This is a genomic window from Congregibacter litoralis KT71, from assembly GCF_000153125.2.
Lineage (GTDB): Bacteria > Pseudomonadota > Gammaproteobacteria > Pseudomonadales > Halieaceae > Congregibacter > Congregibacter litoralis.
This window is the reverse complement of record NZ_CM002299.1, coordinates 1,057,092-1,077,404: the sequence shown is the minus strand read 5'-3', so window position 1 is coordinate 1,077,404 and position 20,313 is coordinate 1,057,092. Positions and strand designations below refer to the sequence as shown.

The following is a 20,313-nucleotide window of genomic DNA, read 5'->3' as shown; positions in this document are numbered from 1 at the left end:
TAGCATAGCGTCTCTTGCCGTAGATGGCGAAAAAGTGGGGGGGCTTCCGCCCGCCCCACTTCCCGAGACGCGTTGACTACTCATCCGCTATTACTGAAGGAGAGCCAATACGTTCTGCGGCTGGGCATTCGCCTGAGCAAGTACCGCAATACCCGCCTGCTGCAGAATCTGCGCACGGGCCAGGTTGGCCGATTCGGCCGCAAAGTCCGCATCCTGAATACGTGAGCGTGAAGCACTCAGGTTTTCTGCAGAGGTCTGGAGGCTCACTACCACTGATTCGAAGCGGTTTTGGATCGCACCGAGATCGGCGCGGGAGCTGTTGATCGTAGTCAGAGCCGCATCGATTGACGCGATTGCGTCGTTGGAGCCCTGCACAGTGCCAATATCCAAAGCGGCGACGGCAGTACCAGTCGCTGCAATGGCGTTGGTGCCTATCCCTGCCAGAGCGTCGGTGAACGTCACGTCGCCTGAAACACCTTCGGGCGCCTGGTACGTTATGTCGACGCTTGCACCGGTCGTAGCTGCAGCTGCCAATCCATAGTCTGCAATTGTGGCCGCGGCACCTGCGGTGAATGCAACGGTGATGTTACGGCCGTCGGCCGCAGAGAGAGCAACACCCGTGCCGTCGTTAGTGGCGATCACACCGGTCACTGTGGATTGTGCATTGATAGCCTGCACCGCTGCGTCACGGTTCGAGGCAGCTGATGCGGTGTTGGTCACGCTAATCGCCAATCCATTTACCGTAACGGTATCTACGTCACCATCCGCACCCGTTACCGTGGTGGTAGCGGACGCTACCGTGGTTTCATTGGCGCTCGCCAGGAAGCCGACATTTGCTGCGTTCAGTGCATCAGCGACGGCCTTCGCGTCGTTGGCAATCGTGCCAAGGCTAACCACATCGCCATCAATGGTGACGTTTTGCGCAGCCGGGGTATCAGAGGCCGTACCAATGGACTGACCGGTGAGCTGGAAACCCTGGAACTGACCCAGAGATGAGGTTCGGGCGCTGGCAATGCTATCTACCGTGATGGTTTGTCCCGCGTTGGCCCCTACCTGAAATTGCTGTGCTGAGAAGCTACCGTCCAACAGGTTAACGCCGTTGAAGTTAGACTGCTGCGCCACACGATCGATCTCAGCGGTAAGCTGATCAACCTCAGCCTGCAGCGCCTCGCGATCGGATGCAGAATTGGTTGCGTTTGCGGACTGTACCGCCAACTCGCGGATACGCTGCAAGTTATTAGTGATCTGCGCGAGATCACCTTCAGCCGTTTGCGCCAGGGAAACGCCATCGTTGGCGTTACGCGCCGCCTGGTTCAGGCCGCGGATCTGGGCGGTGAAGCGCTCAGAAATCGCAAGGCCCGCCGCATCGTCTTTGGCGCTGTTGATACGCAGACCAGAAGACAGACGCTGCAGTGAAGTGGCCACATCATTCTGTGAAGAGTTGAGGTTACGCTGAGAAGTCAGCGACGGAATATTAGTGTTAATAATCTGAGGCATGGTTTTGTTCCCCTTTTGCTCAGGCGCCGTGTGGGTCAATCCCTGGCGCAGTTCACTCTACGAGTCTACAGGCGGTGGGGTCGAAAACTGGTCGGTCCCGCTGCCTTCACAAGAGTTAGCGGCGGTCTGACGGGAGACTTTAGGACTTTTTTTCGTAGCGGGAGCTCAAAACTTGATTTGCATCAAAAGCCAGGCGCTTCGAGGGGTAGCAGCGCCCCCGAGCGGAGGCCGGCCAGCCCGGTAAAGACATGATGGAAACCTCTAAATTATTGATTTTAAGCTATTTATTAAAAATCCGACCGTGAGTCAGCCGCTCCGAAAACGTCTCACTGACCGAAAGGCTCCGAAGAAACAAAGCTTAGAGATAGTTGAAAAGCGTCAGACCCTGGGTCGTCACATAGGTCTGCTGGGCGGCTTGCAGGGCCACAAGCTGCAGATTGAGCTTGCTGATGGCCTCGGCAAAATCGACGTCCTGGACATCCGAGAGCGTCGTTTGCAGCTGGAGATTGAAGTCTTCGTTGATGCTTTGCTGGCTTTCGATGCGATTGAGCCTTACGCCCACGTCGGATTGCACTTCCAGGACGTTGCCGATGGCCTGATCCAGATTATTCAGTCCACTCGCTAAGGCATTGTTCACGGCGGCACTGCCGCTGGGTGTGCCGGCACTATTCTCCAGCGCATCGGCGATCCCCTGCAAAGTGTCAAATATGGACTGCTTTGGGGCGCTGTCCAGGGTGATGCTGTCCCCGTCTTCGGGCGTGCCTTCAATAACCAGACGCGCCCCGTTAAAGCTGATGGCATCGCCCGGCGTGTAGTTCCCCGTGGCGACCACAGCCGCACTGCTGTCAGTGACCGAATAGGTCACGGGATCTGCCGGTGTCGCCTGGCTAAACGTTACCGTGTAGTCGTCGCGCACAAAGCTGCCATCGGCGCTGGACTCGGCGACTACGGCGGTACCGGTATTGGCCGGGTCGGCGGCAAAGTCGAAGCTGCCGTTCCCCGCATCCACTGCCAGAAACACCCGGGATCCGGAGTCGCGCACGGCAACCTGTGCCGATGCCGCAATATCCAAAAACCGCTGGCCGTCATCACCACTATAGGTCACCGTGCCGCCCTGGCGGCTGAAGGGCTGGGTCTGTGCCTGAAAACCGGCGAACAGGTACTCGTCATTGCCATCGCGGGTATTCGCCAGGGCAACCAACTCCTCGATACGGGCATTTACCTCGACCGCAATGGACGCGCGTGTTTCCGGGCTCTGGGTGGCGTTGTTGGCCTGCACCGTCAGCTCGCGGACCCGCTGCAGAACATTATTCACTGCGCTGAGCGTCGTTTCTTCGACGGCCAGCTGACCCTCGGCCAGGGAGGCGTTGCGCTGGTACTGATCCACCAGACGGATATCCTCTTCCAGATCGAGGATCTTTACCGCTCCGCTGGGATCATCCGAGGGCGATTGAATGCGCTTGCCCGTGGCCAGTTCCTGCTGCGTGCGCGCCAGATCCGCCTGCTTATCCAGGATCGTGGAGATCCCGGATTGAAAAATTTGCAGCGTGGAAAGACGATCAACCATGAGTCAATTCCTAGCGACGCCGGGTAGCGTTAAGTAGTGTCTGGAAAACTTCGTCGGCAACGGCGATAACCTGCGCTGCGGCCTGATAAGCCTGCTGATAGCGAATGAGGTTTGCGGCCTCTTCATCAAGGTTCACACCCTGAGCACTGTTCAGGGCAGAACGGGCCTGCTCCAGAAGTGTACCCTCGGTATCCGCGGCGCTTTTTGCCTGACGCGTGCTCACCGCCACATCCGCCAGAAGCGAGGCGTAGGCATCCTGATAGCTTGCCGTGCCGCCATTGAGCGTGCGTTCGGTCTGCAGCGCGGCAAGGGCCAGGGCATTGCGGTTATCCCCGGAGCCATCCACGTTGTTGGCGATGCTGAAGCTGTCGCCGTCCTCGGGAATACCCTGGAGGGTGAACTCGATATCGCCCAAAGTCACCGGCAGGCCGTTGGCATCCGTGCTCGGATCGTAGGCGATGGGACCTCCCGCGATACCCGTGACATCAAAGCCCGGGACACCGGCGCCGAGGGCATCGGAGTTGAAGGTCAACACGATATTGCCGGCGAGGGGCAGACTCGCAACATCGCTCACTGCGAGGTCGTTAAGCTGCCCGGACCCGGCGTTTGCAAGAGATGTGCTACTGCGAAGCGGACTCGCCGCGGCGAAGGCTCGCGGATCCGAGATCGCCACGTCGAAGAGGCTCGCGCCCTGGGCAACGGGCGCTATGAGAAAGTCATCGCCCGCTGCCGGCGTGCCCGAGACAGTGATATCAATACCATCGATGGAGAAGGCGGGGCCAGGGCCCGTGGTACTGGCATTGGTGGTGGTATTGGTGAGCGTGTAGTTGGCGCCGTCAAAGCTCAGCTGATATTCGTCACCGCTGAGGTTCGTGGGATCTGTGATCACTGCGGTGACCGCGCCGGTTCCCGTGTTGCTAATACTCTCAGAGATCGTGGGCTCCAAAGGTCGGAAAAAATCGCCGCCGAAGTTGCCATTGAGATCCAGACCCAGAGCCTGTTGATCGTTGAAGGTTGCCGTCAGCCCCGTGGCAATGAGCCCCAGGTCACTGCGCGCGCCGTCGAGCACATTTCCGCGAAAATCCAGCACCGCGCCCAGTTCACCACCGCTGAGAAAGCGCCCGATATCCGTTTGCACTGCCAGCCCGGAAATCCCCACATTGACCCGGGTTACATCAAAGGGGTCTGTAAAAGTTTCCAGTTCCGTCACGCTGCTACCCACCACAAGGGCCTGACCATTACCTACGAGGACGTTGACGGCCCCGTCACCCTGATCCACCGTGGTGACGCCGATGACCTCAGACAAGCGATTGAGGAGCTGATCCCGGGCATCAAGGAGATCGTTGGGTGGCTGTCCGCCGGAGCGCACGGTCTCGCTCACAATGCGATCGTTGAGATCGGCGATACCCGCCGCGAAAGCGTTGATCTCCCGCACCGAATTATCGATGCGGATATTGGCTTCCTGATCAAGACCGGCAAAGCGGTCGTTAAGATACTGAAATCGATCGGCCAGAACCTCGGCCTGACCCAGAAGCACCTGCCGCTCCGGCAGAGACCCCGGATTGTTGGCAACATCCTGCACCGCGCCGAAGAACTCGTCGAGCACAGGCCCCAGTCCCGTTGCCGGATCCGCAAGAATGTCGTCGACGCGACCCGAGAGATCGCCAAGAGCAGACGCCCCCGCCGCACTCGAAGTGCGATCCAGCACGTCGCCGGCCAGATACTGGTCATAGCTGCGCGTGATCGCCGCAATACCCACGCCTGAACCCACGAAACCCGAGCCCGACAGCTGCGGCTCCAGAGCCGCAAACTCAACCCGTTGCCGACTGAAACCCTCGGTGTTCACGTTGGCGATATTCTGCCCCGTGGTGCTGATCGCACGCTGGAGCGACAACAATGCCGAAGTGCCAATGTTTAGTACGTCTGCCAAGTCTCAACCGTCCTGATGGCCACGAAAGGGACCATTCCTCAACCTGTTAGCGGCAAAGTCGCCGCATTCTTTAGATCCGGCGCTGCCCCGGCGAGGTCACCCCGCTTTAAAATCGACAGCACTTTGTCTGCATAGGCGGGGTCTGTGGCATAGCCCGCGCGCTGCAGCTCCCGGAGATACTGCTCACCATCAGCGGCCAGTTCCCGAGCGTCGCTGTAGCGCGGACTACCTTTGATAAGTGCCGCATAATCAGCAAAGGAGTCCGCCGCGGACTCGTAAGCCCGGAATCTGGCTACTTCGCGCACAGCGACGCCATCGCGATACTCCATGGTCTGCACGGTCACCGTCGCACCGTCCCAGTCCGCACCCGCTTTAATGTTGAAGAAGTTATGGCTACTACCCTGAGCTCCGGTGGTGACATGCTTGCCCCAGCCGGTTTCCAGCGCCGCCTGAGCCAGCAAAACATCTGCGTCAACCCCCAACTCCCGCGCGGCCTCTTCGGCCAGGGGACGCAATCGGTCCGCAAACTCCCGGGGTGATGCCGGTGCCCAGGGGGGCGTTACCGGCGAAGCTTCGGAGGTGGCTGCAGGCGCAAATCGCTGACTCGATATGGGGAATTTCAAATACCGCTCGAGATCCAGGGGTTGCAGCTTGTTCTCGGGCGCTGCGCCCGGCATATGCAAAGCAGCGCCATCACCGTCGTCGGGCGAGAGACCGGCACGGTCGGAACGCAACTGCTCCACGAGCACATCGGCAAGTCCAATACCGCCCCGGGATGCCAGATCCAGAGAAAGCTGCTGATCGTGCATCTGCTGATAACTCTCCAGCTGATGGCTGTCGAAGAGCCCCCCTTCCATGGTCGCATCGCGCATGGACTTGAGCATCATCTGCACGAACAGGGATTCAAACTGCTGGGCAACGTCTCGCAGGCTGGCATCCGCATCCTGACGGGCGGCCGTGCGCAGATTTGCCAGGGAGTTGAAGTCGTTGTAGACGGCCTGGGGTTGCATGGCTTTAGATCACGATGAGCTGGGCACGCAAGGCGCCCGCTTGCTGAAGGGCCTCAAGTATGGCGATGAGATCCCCGGGGGCCGCGCCCACTTTGTTCACCGCTGTCACCAGCTCCTGAAGCGTAATACCTGGTTCCAGCAGAAACATGCGCGCATTGTCTTCCGCGAGACTCACTTCTGAGTTGGGTGTGATCGCCGTTTGCCCGCCGCCGGCAAAAGCGCCGGGCTGGCTGACGTTGATATTTTCTGAAATCGTGACTGTGAGATTGCCGTGAGCCACCGCCGCACGCTCTACCCGCACGCTGTCACCGATGACGATGGTGCCGTTGCGGGAGTTCACCACCACTTTGGCCGCGGCGGCACCGGGATCCACCGACAGGTTTTCCAGCAGGGATACAAAGGCCACCTTATCGCCGGGATCCCGAGGCGCCCGTACCTCGATAGATACCGCGTCCAGAGGCTTGGCGATGCCCTCCCCCATACTTTCGTTGATCGACATGGCGACACGCTGGGCCGTCGTGAAGTCGGGGTGATTAAGATTCATCACCATCACCGGCTCGGTGCCAAAGGGCGTGGGCACACCGCGCTCGACAATGGCTCCATTAGGAATGCGCCCGGCACTGGGCACGTTGACCGTGACGCTTGACCCGTCAGAGCCCTCAGCGCCAAAGCCACTGACAATCATGGAGCCCTGGGCAATGGCGTAGGTCTGGCCGTCCGGCCCCTTGAGCGGCGTCATCAGCAACTGACCTCCGCGAAGACTTTTGGCATTTGCGAGGGACGACACGGTGACATCGATGGTCTGCCCCGGCTTGGTAAAGGGTGGGAGTTCGGCGGTCACCATCACCGTTGCAATGTTCTTCAACTGGGGATTGACGTTCGCGGGGACGTTGACCCCCAGCTGGGCGAGCATGCTCTTCAAGCTCTGGATAGTGAAAGGCGCCTGAATCACCTGGTCACCGCTGCCGTCCAAGCCTACCACCAGACCATAGCCCACAAGCTGATTGGAGCGCACACCGGCGATACCCGCGATATCCTTTATGCGTTCTGCCTGCACCGGAGAAGCCAGCAACAGCAGTGTGAGCATGGCGGGCGTCAGGCGGCGCAAAAAGGTGAATATCAACATGCCATTATCTCCAGACATCAGAAAGGCATCAGGGGGCTCATGAAGAAGCGCGTGAGCCAGCCGGGGGTATTGCTTTCGTTAAGGATGCCGGTGCCGCCGTAGGAAATACGGGCGTCAGCGACGAGAGTAGATGGGATGGTGTTGGTCGGACTCAGGTCCTCTGGGCGGACGATACCGCGCAGCCGAATATACTCATCCCCTTGATTGATCTTGATCCATTTTTCACCCTGTATCTCGAGATTGCCGTTCGGCAATACCCGCGACACCTGCACCGCGATGGACCCGTTGAGCCGATTGCTCTGGTTGCTGGAACCTTCGCTCTCGAAGGCACTGGACGACGAAAGCTCCGTCCCAAGGTTGTAGCGCCCGTTGTTGATGGTCACCGGTGCACCAAAGATCGTGGGATCGACAATGCTCACGCTATTGTCTTTGCTCACATCGGTGTCGGCGCTCTTCGTGGCCGACGTCGATTCCACCAGCACAACACTGACGATGTCACCAATTTCGTGCGCCCGCACATCCTCAAACAGAAACATGCTGCGATTGTCCGCATAGAGACTCCCCGTGGTTGGCGCGGTAGACACCACCACCTCGGGATACTCAATGGGTTCGATCTTGACGTACTCCGGGGGCGAATCGCTCTCGACACCGGCGCAGGCCACCAGGGAAGCCAGAGGTACACACAACAGTATGCGCAGCTTATCCATAATCCCGGCTCACAAGTTATTGGAGATGTACTGAAGCATCTGGTCAGCGGTGGAAATCGCGCGAGAGTTCATCTCGTAAGCACGCTGGGTCTCAATCATGTTGACCAGTTCCTCGACGACGTTGACGTTCGAGCTCTCCACGTAACCCTGGGACAAGGTGCCGAGTCCGTTAAGACCGGGGTTGCCCGGCTGAGGTGCGCCACTGGCACCGGATTCCAGAAACAGGTTCTCCCCTCGCGCCTGAAGTCCCGCCGGGTTGATAAAGTCCGTCAGCTGCACAAGACCGATCTGCGTAGCGGCAGCGGTTCCCGGCTGCTGCACCGAGACCGTCCCGTCCGCAGCGATGGTGACGGACAGCGCGTCCTGGGGCACGGTGATGGGGGGCTGTAACTGGTAGCCCGCCGAGGTGACGACAATGCCCTGGTCATTAATCTGAAAAGAGCCGTCACGGGTAAAGGCCTGATTCCCGTCGGGGAGCAGGATTTCGAAAAAACCCCGTCCCTGAATGGCAATATCCAGAGCCCCGTCAGTTTTGGTCAGATTGCCCTGAGTGAACAATCGCTCCGTGGCCACCACCCGGGTACCGGTACCGATCTGCAGCCCCGAAGGTAACAGGGTGTCCTGGGAGGACTGGGACCCTACCTGGCGAACATTCTGGTAAATGAGGTCCTCAAAAATCGCCCGTCCACGCTTGAAACCCGTGGTGCCGACATTGGCCAGGTTATTGGCAATGGTCGACATCTTTGTCTGCTGGGCATCAAGACCCGTTTTCGAAATCCAAAGTGACTGATTCACTTATCTTCTCCTTTACACGCGCTCTAGGACTGCAGGCGCATGAGACTGGCGCTGGATGTGTCCACATCCTCCGCCGTCTTCATTAATTTTACGTAATGCTCAAACTGCCGGGACAGCTCGATCATGCGAACCATGGCCGTCACGGGATTGACGTTGCTGGACTCCAGGGCACCACTCACCAGACGGACGTTGCCGTCGGCCGGCGTAGGCAGATCGCTATCGGTCCTGAAAAAGCCATCCTCACCCTTGGACAGATCCTCAGATGCCGGATTGACCATCTTGATGCGATCCAGAACCGCAACGGCATTGGGCAGTTCGCCCAGGGGTACGATGGACACCGTGCCGTCGCTGCCAATACTTAAGGAGCTGAAGGGCGGCAGGGCGATGGGTCCATCGTTACCCAGAAGCGCCTGACCGGCTCCATTGACCAACTGCCCGAACTCATCAATACGAAAGTCACCGCGACGGGTCACGCCTTCACCACCATTGCCCTCGCCCGTGAGCGCCTGGACGGCAAACCAGCCCTCACCGTTGATGGCCAGATCAAGATCGCGCCCGGTTTGCTCGATGACACCCTGCTCAAAGTCCGTGCCTGTGCCTTGAATAACGTTGTAGGCACGGGTCTCCTGGCCCGCGCCCCGCAGGTAGACGGTCTCCGCTTCCACAAGGTCTGCTTTAAAGCCCACCGTCGACGCATTCGCGAGATTGTGAGCGTTAGCGGCCTGCGCAAGCATTGACTCCTTGGCCCCTGCGGCGGCGATGTAAACGAAATGATCCATGGCGAGTTAGTCCGGTTTAATCCGTTATTACCGGAGGTTAATCACGGTCTGGGTAATGGCGTCCTCTGCCTGAATCACCTGGGCGTTCGCCTGGAAGTTACGCTGGGCAACAATCAGGTCCACAAGCTCCTGGGTAATTTCGACATTGGAGTCCTCAAGGGCCGCTGACTGCACGGCACCCAGACCCGATGTGCCCGGCTCCCCCACGTTGGGCGAGCCTGAGGAGAAGGTTTCTACCCAGTTGGTATCACCCACAGGCTGGAGGCCGTTCTGGTTGTTAAAACTGGCGAGGGCGATCTGGCCCAGGGCCCGCGACTCACCGTTGGTGTAGCGGGCAAAGGCGATACCGGACTCATCAATCTCCAGTCCGCGCAGCTGTCCCGCAGCGAATCCATCCTGAATCACGCTGGAGACCGCAAAGGCGGTACCGAACTGCGTGGTTTGCTGCAGGTCAACAACAAAGGTCTGCGCGGCAGCGCCGTTAACCGCACCGGTAGAATCCACCGGCGTCCAGGCCGTTACATCAATCTGCGTATCCGAGGCCGGGTCAAACTGGCCATTGGAGGTGAACTGCAAGGTTACGGGATCGCCCACGGTGCCCGTTCCGGGGTCCTGGCTTTGACCATCAATCAGCGAATACACCTCGAACTCGTTGGGGTTTGCAGTCTTTACGTAGTAGAGGCTCAGTACATGGGGGTTGCCCAGGCTGTCGAAGATCGTTGTAGAGGTCGTTGCATTGAAATCTGCAGGACTCGGCGCCGTGGGAGGCACGGCAAAGGCGTCATAGGGACCGTTGGTGGCAAAGCCCGTGCCCGTGGTGACTTCCCGGGAATCGAGGTTACTGGTCAACGACACATTGGAGGTGGGGTTGGGATCAATCAGCGAGGTATCAATCTGGATATCCCCCAGCTGTCCCGTCACATCACCTCCACCATCGACTTGGAACCCCTGAAGTCGAGCATTCTGGTTCGAGACTAGAAACCCCTCCCGGTCTACCTGAAAATTACCCGCCCTTGTGTACTCAACAGCACCTTCAACACTGAGTTGGAAGAAGCCGTTGCCATTGATCGCAAGATCCAGAGAATTATTGGTAAAGGTGATATTGCCCTGACCAAACTCCTGGGTGACACCGGCGAGCGACACGCCCTTACCGATGGCATTGGAGCCCGCTCCGAGAAGACTGGTCGCGTACACGTCGGCAAACTCTGCACGGGAGGCCTTAAAACCCGTCGTGGATGCGTTAGCGATGTTGTTACTGACGACACCAAGGTCAGCGGTTGCCGCGTTGATGCCTGAGATTGCTGTACTAAACGCCATACTGACTCTCCTTCAAGAGTGGTTTTGCTATAAAAATTGTTTTACCTGTTCGAGACTTACCTTGCTGCCGTTGGCCAGGTTGAGCGTCACTGCGCCCTGGGCACCGTCAACGGCAACGGAATCAACGCGCTGATGTGCGTAAACAGAGGCGGCAGTATTTTGCCCCCCGATGACCGCTTCGGCGGATACGCGATAGCTGCCCGGGGGCAGCAGCTCACCCTGAGCGTTTCGGCCATCCCAGCGCACCGGCAGTTGTCCACCGGCAGAGGCAGGAAGGGCGGCGCTATAAACCAGACGCCCCGAAAGATCCTGCACATAAAAGTTACCGCCGGCGGTGCTGTCCCCGAAGTCCACGGTGGCATCCAGGGAATACTCCACTTCACCCTGAGCGTTGGCGGCTCCCGTGAGCTGGCCCAGATTGCTATCGGTCATCACGCTGCGCCCCACTAAAGAAGCAGCTTGGAGGGCCTGCCCCCCTGTCAGCGCACTACTCAAACCTCCGAAACTCGCGTTCAGCTCATCAATACCCGATACCGTGCCGAACTGAGCCAGCTGCCCCATCATGTCGCTGTTACTGTTGGGATTGGTGGGATCCTGGTTTTCAAGTTCGGCAACCATCAGCGCGAGGAAATCCTCGGCGTCCATTTCGTCAATGGAGTTCGCCGCCTCGTTTCCTAAAGGTGTTGAAGGCGGAAATAACTCATTGATTGATGAGAGTGAATCCATGATCTCAATACTCCAAAACTATTTATCGTCCAAGGGTCAGCGTACGAAGAATCAATTGTTTAGCGGTATTCATCGCTTCGATGCTGTCCTGATAGGAACGCGATGCTTCCATCATGTTGGCCATCTCCTCCACGCTATTAATGGCAGGGCGGTAGATGAAGCCCTCGTCGTCGGCCATGGGGTGCGTCGGAACATATTCTTTAACCGCGGGTAGATCCGACTGGGTGATACCCGACACGCGAACACCCGCCACGGCATCCATGCCATTCGCACTGCTGAGCTCATTGAGCATCGTTTCGAACACGGGGTACTGTGCGCGGTAGGTTTCCTCCGCACTGCTACTCACTGCGTTCGCGTTGGCCAGGTTGCTGGAGATGGTGTTCAGTCGGGTGCTCTGGGCGTCCAGAGAAGTGGCTGCAACGCTGATGGCATCAAATAGACTCATAGCTCAAGCTCCTTTTAGACCTGTCCGCGGATGGCAGTGCGCAAGCTGTTGATGCGCCCATCGAGAAGATTCAAGCTGGCCTGGTAGCGCATGGCGTTGTCCATGAACTCGGCGTGCTCGCGTTGGGATTCCACAGTATTGCCGTCGAGGGAGGGCTGCGTGGGAATGCGGTACATCGGTTCAGTGCTTCCCGGCGTGCCCGAAGCGTTCAGATGGGCAGCGTGAGTACGCGTCATGCCATCCTGCGCTCCCATGGCGCTCTGCATGGCTGCCCGGAAATCGATATCCCGGGCCTTGTAGCCCGGGGTGTCTGAATTGGCGATATTCGCCGAAAGCAGCTCGGTTTTTTGCGCACGCAACGCCAATACCTGGGGCGAAACACCTAATGCGCTGTCTAGTCCTGCCATAGCTTTATGGTCCATCTTGCTGTGCTGATACTCCCTGTTGCTATTCAATTGTCATGCCAATAACAAATACTCAATAAAAACAGCAAGTTATACACCCCTCCAGCACGCCCTGGGCGGCAATCAGCCGCCGTTGCGGCAAGCTTTGCCGCCCTGTTCCAGCGCCGGCAGTCATTGCCTTCTCTTTCCGCCCGGCTCTGGCACGAAACCTGCTGCTACACCGGTACAGCCGTTCTACCTGCAGGAAACGTCAGAGAAATGACACATCGCCCAGTCACCCCCAAAACCCTCTCGCAGCGTCAGGCGCCGGGTTCGGCCGTGAAATCGCTTATTGCAGTACTGCTGGGCTGGGCTTGTGTGAGCAGTGCCGCAAACGTTTCAGCAGCCACCCAGCCCCACGGGGATATTCTGAACATGGTGGAGTTTGCCGCGCTTCAGGCGGCGACTGACCAGGGCCTGGAGCGCGTGGAAGTCCGGGTGCGCCCTCTGGATCAGAGACTTCGTCCGGCGCTGTGTGATCGCGAGCTGGAAATTGTTAGGCCTCACAACGGCAGAGTTCTGGGTCCCGTGAGCTATGGAGTGCGGTGCAGCGGCAGCGTGCCCTGGACCCTGTATCTTCGCGCAGAAGTGAGCGCGTCCCTGGACCTCCCCGTTCTCAAAAAAGCGCTGCCCCGGGGCAGCATTCTCGGCGCTGACGACCTGGAAATTGTCACCCGGCGCGTCACTGCCCAGGTGGCGGATGTGATCCTGGAGCCCGCGGCCGCCGAGGGCATGGAACTCAAGCGCCCTTTACCGGCGGGTTCCACCCTGCGTCACGGGCATGTCGACCTCCCGGAACTGGTCTCCCGGGGGCAGATGGTGACGCTCATCGCCGGCGGTGGGGGCGTAGAGGTGCGTATGCAGGGAAAGGCGATGGGCAGCGGCGCTCAGGGTGATCGCTTGTTAGTAACTAACCTCACCTCCGGTCGTCGCGTCGAAGGATTGATTCTGCCTGACGGCAGCATTCGCATACCCTGAGCGATCAACTGCTTTGGGGGCAAGCCAGGTCCGGACGACCCCAGCCGCTAAAAAGGTGGTTTGTGCTAAACTTTTTCAGGGATTGACCGCTAACAACGGTGAATCACTCAACGCCTTCGCCGCAGTCATGATGGGTGCGGCGAAACAGGACGGAGACCCATGAATCCGGTAGACAACAACATCAATGTCCGCCCAACGCGCAGCGACAGCGATCCAGTGAACCGACGCGGCGCTGATGCCGTGACGAATAGCCGCCCTGCGCCGGGCTCTGCAAAGGATGCTGCATCGGTCAGCGATGGGGAATCTGTTTCCATTACGGGAACAGCAACAGAGCTTTTATCGCTGGAAAACCAGCTGAAAGCCCTGCCCGGCGTCGATCAGGCGCGCGTCGACAGCATTCGCGAAGCAATCAGTAATGGTAGCTACTCCGTCGATCCGGAGCGCATCGTGGACAGCCTCTTAAAGAGTGAAGTCGAGCTCGGTTAAACGGAGATCTGCCCCCTCATGAGCGCCGGCTCTACCCAGCTCACCCCTCTGCTCACCGCAGAGCTTCGCACCCTTCGCAGCCTTGAAGCGGCTCTTGACGCCGAATATCAGGCACTGGTGGACAACAGTGTTGACGCCCTCGAGAGCGCAACCGCGCAAAAAAACCTGGCAGTGACTGCACATCGCGAGCAGCAGGAACAACGATTGAGCTGGATGCACGGCCTCGGATTGGGCGCCGACAGCTCTCTGGCAGAACTTGTGGAGCACTGCGGCGGCAGCCCCCAGGATGCTGAACTTCAAGATACCCTCGCGGCCCTGGCCGCCGAATGCCAGGAAAACAATAGGCGCAATGGCGGATTAATACTGCGTCTGCAGGACCGTACCCGTGGCGCCCTGGATGTACTGCGTCGTGAGGATGGCGGACCGGACCTCTACTCCCTCAGCGGCTCCCGGGAACACCAGAGCGACAGCCGCACTCTCGGAAAAGCCTGATTCCCCCCCTCACCAGCAACACGGCCAGCAATACAGCTGGCAATTCAGCCAGCACTTCGCTCAAAACCATAGCCGGCAATTTTTTGACGACGGCGGCCAAGGGGCGGCGATACGATGCCGTCTGACTGTCATTTTCCTGTCGCCTATCTTGGCCTTGCCATAAATCCGGCAAAAATCCTCAAAAGAACAGGCAAAATAGCCTAATTTCTAAAAAAATAACTGGCACAAGCTTTGCATTGTAGACCTTGACGCAGATAACGACCGCTCCCGAAGACGGCGATGAGGCCAAGGCAATGAAAAAAGTCATCCCCCTGCACAGCAAGCTCGACCCTGAGACACGCTCACCGGGGCACACCGCGACGGCGCTGCCTACGGGTGAAGCCCTCGCCAACCTCCCGGGCCGCTGGAGTGACGGTGCAGAACAGCAACTGCTGTTAATGCAGCGCCTCATTGGCAGCAACAATGTCGACACCATTGCGTCTATGTTCTTTAGCTGGTGTTCAGATCTGGGGCTTGCAGATGGCATGACCTATGAGGCCGTCGGCGATGGTGCCGAGCTTCGCTTCGGGACTCGCCGCCACCACAGCGCCAACTACACCCTCACCCTAGACAGCATGGAGCTGGGCCGCGTCTCGCTCTGCCGCCGCGAGCGCTTCAGCGAGAGCGAGCTGCTGAGTATCGAACAGGCCCTGGGCACCGTGGCGCGCTGCCTCCGTGCAGCCATCGAGTATCAGACCTTGGAGTCCATGGTGAACCAGGATTCCCTGACGGGCCTGGGTAATCGCCTGTCGTTGCACAAGTGGATCGAGCGCGAGCTTTCGCGCACGCGGCGCCACAACAGCCCCTTGGCCCTGATGATGATCGACGTCGATCATTTCAAGAAAATCAACGACAGACTGGGACACCTCGGCGGCGACCACGTACTGCGAACCATTGCGAATGTGTTCAAGAGAAGCACGCGAGGCTCGGACCTGCTGTTTCGCTACGGCGGCGATGAGTTCACTATCCTGCTGCCCCACACGGATCTCCCGGGGGCAAGAGAAGCCGCCAAACAAATCCGCGCGAATCTCAAGCGCATCAGCAGTGAGGATTTCGGCCTTGGAGAACACGGCGAAGGACTGCGCCCTGACGTCAGCATTGGTATTGCCAGTTACCATGCAGGAGACACAGAAAGTACCCTGCTCCAACGCGCCGACACCCATCTTTATCACGCCAAGGCCAATGGACGCGGAGCGATATGCAGCAACGTGTGAGCAATCTATGGCTGAGCGATGCGCTGATCGAGGCCGCCAACCTCGCGCCCCTCGCGGACACACCGCAGCAGCGACAAGACGGATTTCTGGATGAGGCTACCGAGAGCCCGGCAACCCTCAGGTCCACAAGTCAGAGTCACCGGCGCATGTGGCAGCACCTGGCCACGGTGTTGCTCCTCGTTGGCAGTGCCGCGTTCAGCTATCTGGCCTGGAGCCAATCTGAGATCAAGCTGGGCGGCAAAGCGCCTGCCCCCCCTCCGGCAACGGTACTCGAGTATCCAGGCATTCCCAACGATACGGGAACCGCAACCTGGCGCACCGACCAATCGTCCGTGAACGCCCTGCGCGTCAAAAACCGCCAACTACAGCTGCATATTGCAGCGCTTGAAGAAGCCCTTAACCAGGAAGAAGCCCTTAGCCAGCCAGGAAGAACCCCTTAGCCAGAAAAAACTCTGGGCCCCTAAAAAGCCTCAGTTCAACACGCCCAACATTTCTTTTCTGAAGGGCACCAGGCCCTCGTTGTCACCTTCACGGACTTTATTCGCCCAGTCAGCGTTCGCCAGCATGGCCCGCCCCACGGCCACCAGATCGAACTCCCCGGCTTCAAGACGCGCTACGAGATCATCCAGAGAAGCGGTCTCCGCTTCCCGGAAGGAGGTCTCACCGGGCGCTGGAATAAAGTCTGCATTCAAGCCGACACTACCCACGGTGATCGTGGGCTTCCCCGTAATTTTCTTCGTCCACCCCGCGAGGTTCAGCTCGGAACCCTCGAACTCCGGCTCCCAGAAACGGCGCTGGGAACAGTGAAAAATATCGACGCCCGCCTCGGATAAAGGTGTCAGGAACTGCTCCAGCAGCTGGGGCGTGGGTGCTAATCGCGCGGTGTAATCCTGCTGCTTCCATTGCGACCAGCGCAGGGCAATGGGGAAATCAGGTCCCACGGCGTCACGGCAGGCCGCAATGATTTCACAGGCAAAGCGACCCCGGTTATCCATGGATCCCGCGTAGTGATCGTCCCGCTGGTTGGTGGCTTCCCAGAAGAATTGGTCGATGAGGTAGCCGTGGGCGCCGTGAAGCTCAATGGCATCAAAGCCGCAGGCTTTGGCATCCCGTGCACCCTCGGCATAGGCCCGAACGACATCGTCGATGTCTTCCTGGGTCATTATGTGACAGCGCACTTTGCCCGGGACGCCCATACCCGAGGGTGCGTAGCCGGGAACATCACCCTCAGGCGGCGTGCCGGCGCGTCGAACGCCACCCACATGCCACAGCTGGGGTGCGATCTTGCCACCTTCCTTATGAACCGCCTCCGCGACCCTCTTCCAGCCCTCAAGACGCTCCTCACCCCAGAAATAGGGCACACCGGGGTATCCGCTCGCCGCGATGTGATTGATGCAGGTCCCCTCGGTCAAAATCAGTCCGGTTCCTCCCGCGGCGTGGCGTCGGTAGTAATCCACCACTTGCTCGTGGGGCACATTGTCCGGAGACATATTCCGCGTCATGGGCGCCATAACGATGCGATTGGGCAGCTCAAGCTTGCCAAGGGTAAAAGGCGTAAACAGGGCACTGTTATCGGACATGCGAACTCCATGGTTCAGGCTGGGAAAAACGGTAAAAAACTGCGATCACGGCAATGCCGGCGCGCGAAGCCTAGCTCAGGCCCCGACAAATTTCCATCTGAGCGCCCGTTCACTGCGTAGTTACTACTATACCCAACACCGAGTTTTCCATGCGCGCTATTTACTGGTTTCGCAATGACCTGCGACTACACGACAACCCGGGACTCGTCGAGGCCGCCAAGGCGGATGAGCTCCTGCTGCTGTACCTCTGGCCGCTCCAGCGAGCCTGGTGTAACACCCAGGGTCTGGGCGAACAGCGGGAGCGCTTTATCACCGAGAGCCTGAAGGCCCTCCAGGACGATCTTCAGCCCCTGGGACAAAGTCTTCTGGTGCTCCAGGGGTCACCGGAGCTGGTGATACCCGACCTCGTGCGGGATTATGGTGTTGACGCCGTGCACGCAAGTCAGTGCGCGGGAAGCTATGAGACGCGGGCAGTTCGCGTTCTCCGGGAGCGACTCCATATCCCTGTGACCGAGCACGCAGGGAACACCCTGTTCCGTCGATCAGACATCAAGGCACTATGCCCCGAACTCCCCAGAAGTTTTTCGCCTTTCCGGCGTAAGGTCGAGAAAAATCTCGAGCCTCTAAAACCTTCCCGGGACCTGCCTCAACTGCCGCCCCCACCCGCCGTGACCTTTCATCGCATCCCTGACGCGGCGGTCAAGCCCCCCGTGGGACTGCCCCTGCGGGGCGGCAGCAGCGCGGGGCAGCGACGCCTGAAGCAATTTCTCCACAGCGGCGCGATCCGTTCTTACAAAGAAACACGCAATTGTCTTGATCCCCTCGAGGGCAGCTCCACCCTGTCCCCATGGCTGGCCCTGGGAAGTTTGTCGGCGCGGGAGGTAGCGGCGGCGGTCCATGAGCATGAAGCCCAGGAGGGAGCCAATGAATCCACCTACTGGCTGGTCTTTGAACTCCTCTGGCGGGAATACTTTTTCCATCGGGCGCTACAGGATGGCGTGTCGTTGTTTCGTCATGGAGGCCGCGAAGGCAAAGTGTCCCGCTGCACTTTTGAGCCCCGGAATTTTGCCCGCTGGTGCGCCGGCGATACGAATCATCCCTTGGTCAACGCCCTTATGCATCAGCTCGTAGCCACGGGGTGGATGAGCAACCGGGGGCGTCAGATCGCGGCGAGCTGTCTCATTCACGACTTCGGCATCGACTGGCGCTATGGGGCCGCGTTCTTCGAAAAGCACCTCATTGATTACGATGTTGGAAGCAATTACGGCAACTGGCAATACATCGCCGGCGTGGGCGCGGACCCCCGGGGGGGACGGGCGTTTAACATCGAAAAACAAACGGCCCAATACGACCCTGATGGCGTGTTCATCGCAAAGTGGGATGGTGAGCGTGCGGCCCAGCCCATGTACGTGACCGACGCCGCGGACTGGCCCATCAATCCAACGGGCTCATGAAAGCACGGCGCCAGAACGCGGTCTCGCCCAAAGGTCGGCGGCAGGCCAAGAACCCCAAACCCGAAAAAGTCTGTCCGGTCTGCGACCGGCCTTTTCTGTGGCGGGCGCGGTGGAAAAACAACTGGGACGAGATTGTCTACTGCTCCCGGCGATGCTCCGGCGAGCGCAGTCGCCGCAGGGACCGGGCTTAATCAGGCATCAAGCACCGTCGCCAGAATCCGATCGCCCCACCGGACAATGGCATCGCGGTCCTCCGCCTTGCGCTTTTTCCAGCCGCCGATAATGAGACCCATCCGCGCGTTCCTGGTGAGGTACTCCTGGTGACGGTCAATAAAATGCCAGTAGAGACTGTTGTAGGGGCAGGCGCCCTCTCCCGTGGTCTCCTTGGGATCGTAGCGACAGGCCTTGCAGTGATTACCCTGACGCTGAATGTATTTTCCCGAAGCCGCGTAGGGTTTGCTCGCCATGAGGCCTTTGTCGCCATGGAGGGCCATGCCCAGAGTGTTAGGTAACTCCACCCACTCAAAGGCATCCACGTAGACCGCCAGGTACCAGTCACACACTTCGCTCACATCCAAGCCCGCAAGCAGGGCAAAGTTGCCGATTACCATCAGGCGCTGGATGTGATGCGCGTAACCCAGATCCAGGCTCTGTTTGAGTGCCTGGGAGAGGCACCGCATATCGGTATCTCCACTCCAGAACCAGGCGGGCAGGGATCGCTTGGCGTCAAAGGTATTGCGCTTTGCATAGTCGGGCATGGCGTGCCAATACACACCCCGGACGTACTCCCGCCACCCCAGTACCTGACGAATAAAGCCTTCAGCCCCCGACAGAGAGCAATCGCCCCTTCGCCATGCCGCCTCGACCTGCTGGCAAACGGCGAGGGGTTCCAGTAAACCAATATTGAGATACATGGAAATCAAGCCGTGGAACATCCACGGTGACTCCTCCGCCAGCGCATCCTGGTAGGTACCGAAGTTGTCCAGGGCATGCTCGCAGAACCAGTCAAATTGCGCCTGAGCGTCCTCCCGGGTCACCGCGAGGCGAAACTCCCTTAAATCGCCGGGGTTATCGGGAAAATGTTTTTCGACGAGATCAATGACCTCCCGGGTGACTTTGTCGACGGTCACGGCGGGGCGCTCCGGAACATCAATCTGGGCACGCCAACCCTTGCGATTGTCTGCGTCGTAATTCCATTGACCGCCCTCGGGCTCCCCGTCCTCATCCATGAGCAGTTCATAGCGGCGACGCATCTCGCGATAAAAGTACTCCATGCGAAGCTGCTTGCGGCCGTCCGCCCAGGTCTCGAAGTCATCAATGGATGACAAAAAGCGCCCGTCGTCCTGAAGCACCACGGAGACGCCCAGTGCCGACTCCCAGCCCTGCATGACTTCGAGCAATCGATACTCGCCGGGCGCCGTCACCAACAGTGCTTCCGCCTTGGACTTTTTCAGTCCTTCGGCAACCGCCTCTTGCAGGGAGGACACACCCTCATCAAAGCTTCGATAGATAACCGTAAAACCCTTCTCTCGTAGCAGCTCGGCGAAATGCCGCATGGCGCTGAAGATAAGCACGATCTTATGACGATTATGGGTGACATAGCTGGCTTCCTCAGCCACCTCGGCGAGGAGAACACAGTCCCGGTCAGGATCCGCGTTCACCAGCACAGGGTTTTCAAGAGACAGCTGGTCTCCCAATACCAATCGGAGGGTTTTGCTACTCATACGG

General features: G+C 59.0%; 21 protein-coding genes. 7 read left to right on the top strand and 14 right to left on the bottom strand.

From position 1 onward, the window contains the following. Positions 1-90 precede the first annotated feature (90 nt). From KT71_RS21215 to flgB, 12 genes are all read right to left on the bottom strand, one after another. Positions 91-1,497 (bottom strand): flagellin, encoded by a 1,407-nt coding sequence (locus KT71_RS21215; protein ID WP_023659985.1) that lies wholly within the window; start codon positions 1,495-1,497, stop codon positions 91-93. Between the two features lie 358 nt (positions 1,498-1,855). Then, positions 1,856-3,064, bottom strand: a complete 1,209-nt coding sequence (gene flgL, locus KT71_RS05015; RefSeq protein WP_008292531.1) for a flagellar hook-associated protein FlgL — start codon at positions 3,062-3,064, stop codon at positions 1,856-1,858. Between the two features lie 10 nt (positions 3,065-3,074). Next, positions 3,075-4,994, bottom strand: coding sequence for a flagellar hook-associated protein FlgK (flgK, locus tag KT71_RS05010; protein ID WP_023659984.1), 1,920 nt, complete (start codon positions 4,992-4,994; stop codon positions 3,075-3,077). Positions 4,995-5,032: 38 nt separating this feature from the next. Then, positions 5,033-6,004 carry a flagellar assembly peptidoglycan hydrolase FlgJ gene (gene flgJ / locus KT71_RS05005; RefSeq protein WP_008292533.1) on the bottom strand — a complete coding sequence of 324 codons (972 nt, stop codon included), beginning with the start codon at positions 6,002-6,004 and terminating at the stop codon, positions 5,033-5,035. 4 nt (positions 6,005-6,008) lie between these two features. After that, positions 6,009-7,130: a flagellar basal body P-ring protein FlgI gene (locus KT71_RS05000; protein ID WP_023659983.1), complete on the bottom strand. Its 1,122-nt coding sequence runs from the start codon at positions 7,128-7,130 to the stop codon at positions 6,009-6,011. 17 nt (positions 7,131-7,147) lie between these two features. Then, on the bottom strand, positions 7,148-7,837 hold the full coding sequence (gene flgH, locus KT71_RS04995; protein ID WP_008292535.1) for a flagellar basal body L-ring protein FlgH: 690 nt from the start codon (positions 7,835-7,837) through the stop codon (positions 7,148-7,150). Between the two features lie 9 nt (positions 7,838-7,846). After that, positions 7,847-8,632, bottom strand: coding sequence for a flagellar basal-body rod protein FlgG (flgG, locus tag KT71_RS04990; protein ID WP_023659982.1), 786 nt, complete (start codon positions 8,630-8,632; stop codon positions 7,847-7,849). A 23-nt stretch (positions 8,633-8,655) separates the two neighbouring features. After that, positions 8,656-9,411, bottom strand: coding sequence for a flagellar basal-body rod protein FlgF (gene flgF / locus KT71_RS04985; protein WP_008292537.1), 756 nt, complete (start codon positions 9,409-9,411; stop codon positions 8,656-8,658). Positions 9,412-9,438: 27 nt separating this feature from the next. After that, positions 9,439-10,728, bottom strand: a complete 1,290-nt coding sequence (flgE, locus tag KT71_RS04980) for a flagellar hook protein FlgE (protein WP_008292538.1) — start codon at positions 10,726-10,728, stop codon at positions 9,439-9,441. A gap of 27 nt (positions 10,729-10,755) precedes the next feature. Continuing rightward, on the bottom strand, positions 10,756-11,454 hold the full coding sequence (locus KT71_RS04975; RefSeq protein WP_008292539.1) for a flagellar hook assembly protein FlgD: 699 nt from the start codon (positions 11,452-11,454) through the stop codon (positions 10,756-10,758). A 22-nt stretch (positions 11,455-11,476) separates the two neighbouring features. Beyond that, positions 11,477-11,899 (bottom strand): flagellar basal body rod protein FlgC, encoded by a 423-nt coding sequence (flgC, locus tag KT71_RS04970; protein ID WP_008292540.1) that lies wholly within the window; start codon positions 11,897-11,899, stop codon positions 11,477-11,479. Between the two features lie 14 nt (positions 11,900-11,913). Continuing rightward, the gene (gene flgB / locus KT71_RS04965) at positions 11,914-12,306 is read right to left on the bottom strand and encodes a flagellar basal body rod protein FlgB (RefSeq protein ID WP_023659981.1); all 393 of its coding nucleotides are present in this window, start codon (positions 12,304-12,306) and stop codon (positions 11,914-11,916) included. A 255-nt stretch (positions 12,307-12,561) separates the two neighbouring features. On the opposite strand from flgB, the gene flgA reads away from it, so the two are divergent. The 5 genes from flgA to KT71_RS04940 all read left to right on the top strand — a co-directional run bounded on the left by flgA (position 12,562) and on the right by KT71_RS04940 (position 15,991). After that, positions 12,562-13,320: a flagellar basal body P-ring formation chaperone FlgA gene (flgA, locus tag KT71_RS04960; protein WP_008292542.1), complete on the top strand. Its 759-nt coding sequence runs from the start codon at positions 12,562-12,564 to the stop codon at positions 13,318-13,320. A 159-nt stretch (positions 13,321-13,479) separates the two neighbouring features. Then, positions 13,480-13,806: a flagellar biosynthesis anti-sigma factor FlgM gene (gene flgM, locus KT71_RS04955; protein ID WP_008292543.1), complete on the top strand. Its 327-nt coding sequence runs from the start codon at positions 13,480-13,482 to the stop codon at positions 13,804-13,806. A gap of 18 nt (positions 13,807-13,824) precedes the next feature. After that, the gene (locus KT71_RS04950) at positions 13,825-14,298 is read left to right on the top strand and encodes a flagella synthesis protein FlgN (protein ID WP_008292545.1); all 474 of its coding nucleotides are present in this window, start codon (positions 13,825-13,827) and stop codon (positions 14,296-14,298) included. A gap of 245 nt (positions 14,299-14,543) precedes the next feature. Further along, a complete protein-coding gene (locus KT71_RS04945) occupies positions 14,544-15,551 on the top strand; it encodes a GGDEF domain-containing protein (RefSeq protein ID WP_008292546.1) in 1,008 nt (335 codons plus the stop codon). Next, positions 15,536-15,991 (top strand): hypothetical protein, encoded by a 456-nt coding sequence (locus tag KT71_RS04940; RefSeq protein WP_008292547.1) that lies wholly within the window; start codon positions 15,536-15,538, stop codon positions 15,989-15,991. The genes KT71_RS04945 and KT71_RS04940 overlap by 16 nt, the downstream gene beginning before the upstream one ends. Positions 15,992-16,021: 30 nt before the next feature. Here the strand turns inward: KT71_RS04940 and KT71_RS04935 are convergent, their stop codons facing one another. Then, on the bottom strand, positions 16,022-17,131 hold the full coding sequence (locus KT71_RS04935) for an NADH:flavin oxidoreductase (protein WP_008292548.1): 1,110 nt from the start codon (positions 17,129-17,131) through the stop codon (positions 16,022-16,024). Between the two features lie 149 nt (positions 17,132-17,280). On the opposite strand from KT71_RS04935, the gene KT71_RS04930 reads away from it, so the two are divergent. Then, positions 17,281-18,585 (top strand): DASH family cryptochrome, encoded by a 1,305-nt coding sequence (locus tag KT71_RS04930; RefSeq protein ID WP_008292549.1) that lies wholly within the window; start codon positions 17,281-17,283, stop codon positions 18,583-18,585. Beyond that, positions 18,582-18,776 carry a DUF2256 domain-containing protein gene (locus KT71_RS21210; RefSeq protein ID WP_023659979.1) on the top strand — a complete coding sequence of 65 codons (195 nt, stop codon included), beginning with the start codon at positions 18,582-18,584 and terminating at the stop codon, positions 18,774-18,776. The genes KT71_RS04930 and KT71_RS21210 overlap by 4 nt, the downstream gene beginning before the upstream one ends. Here the strand turns inward: KT71_RS21210 and KT71_RS04925 are convergent, their stop codons facing one another. Then, positions 18,777-20,309, bottom strand: coding sequence for a cryptochrome/photolyase family protein (locus KT71_RS04925; protein ID WP_008292550.1), 1,533 nt, complete (start codon positions 20,307-20,309; stop codon positions 18,777-18,779). Positions 20,310-20,313 lie beyond the last annotated feature (4 nt).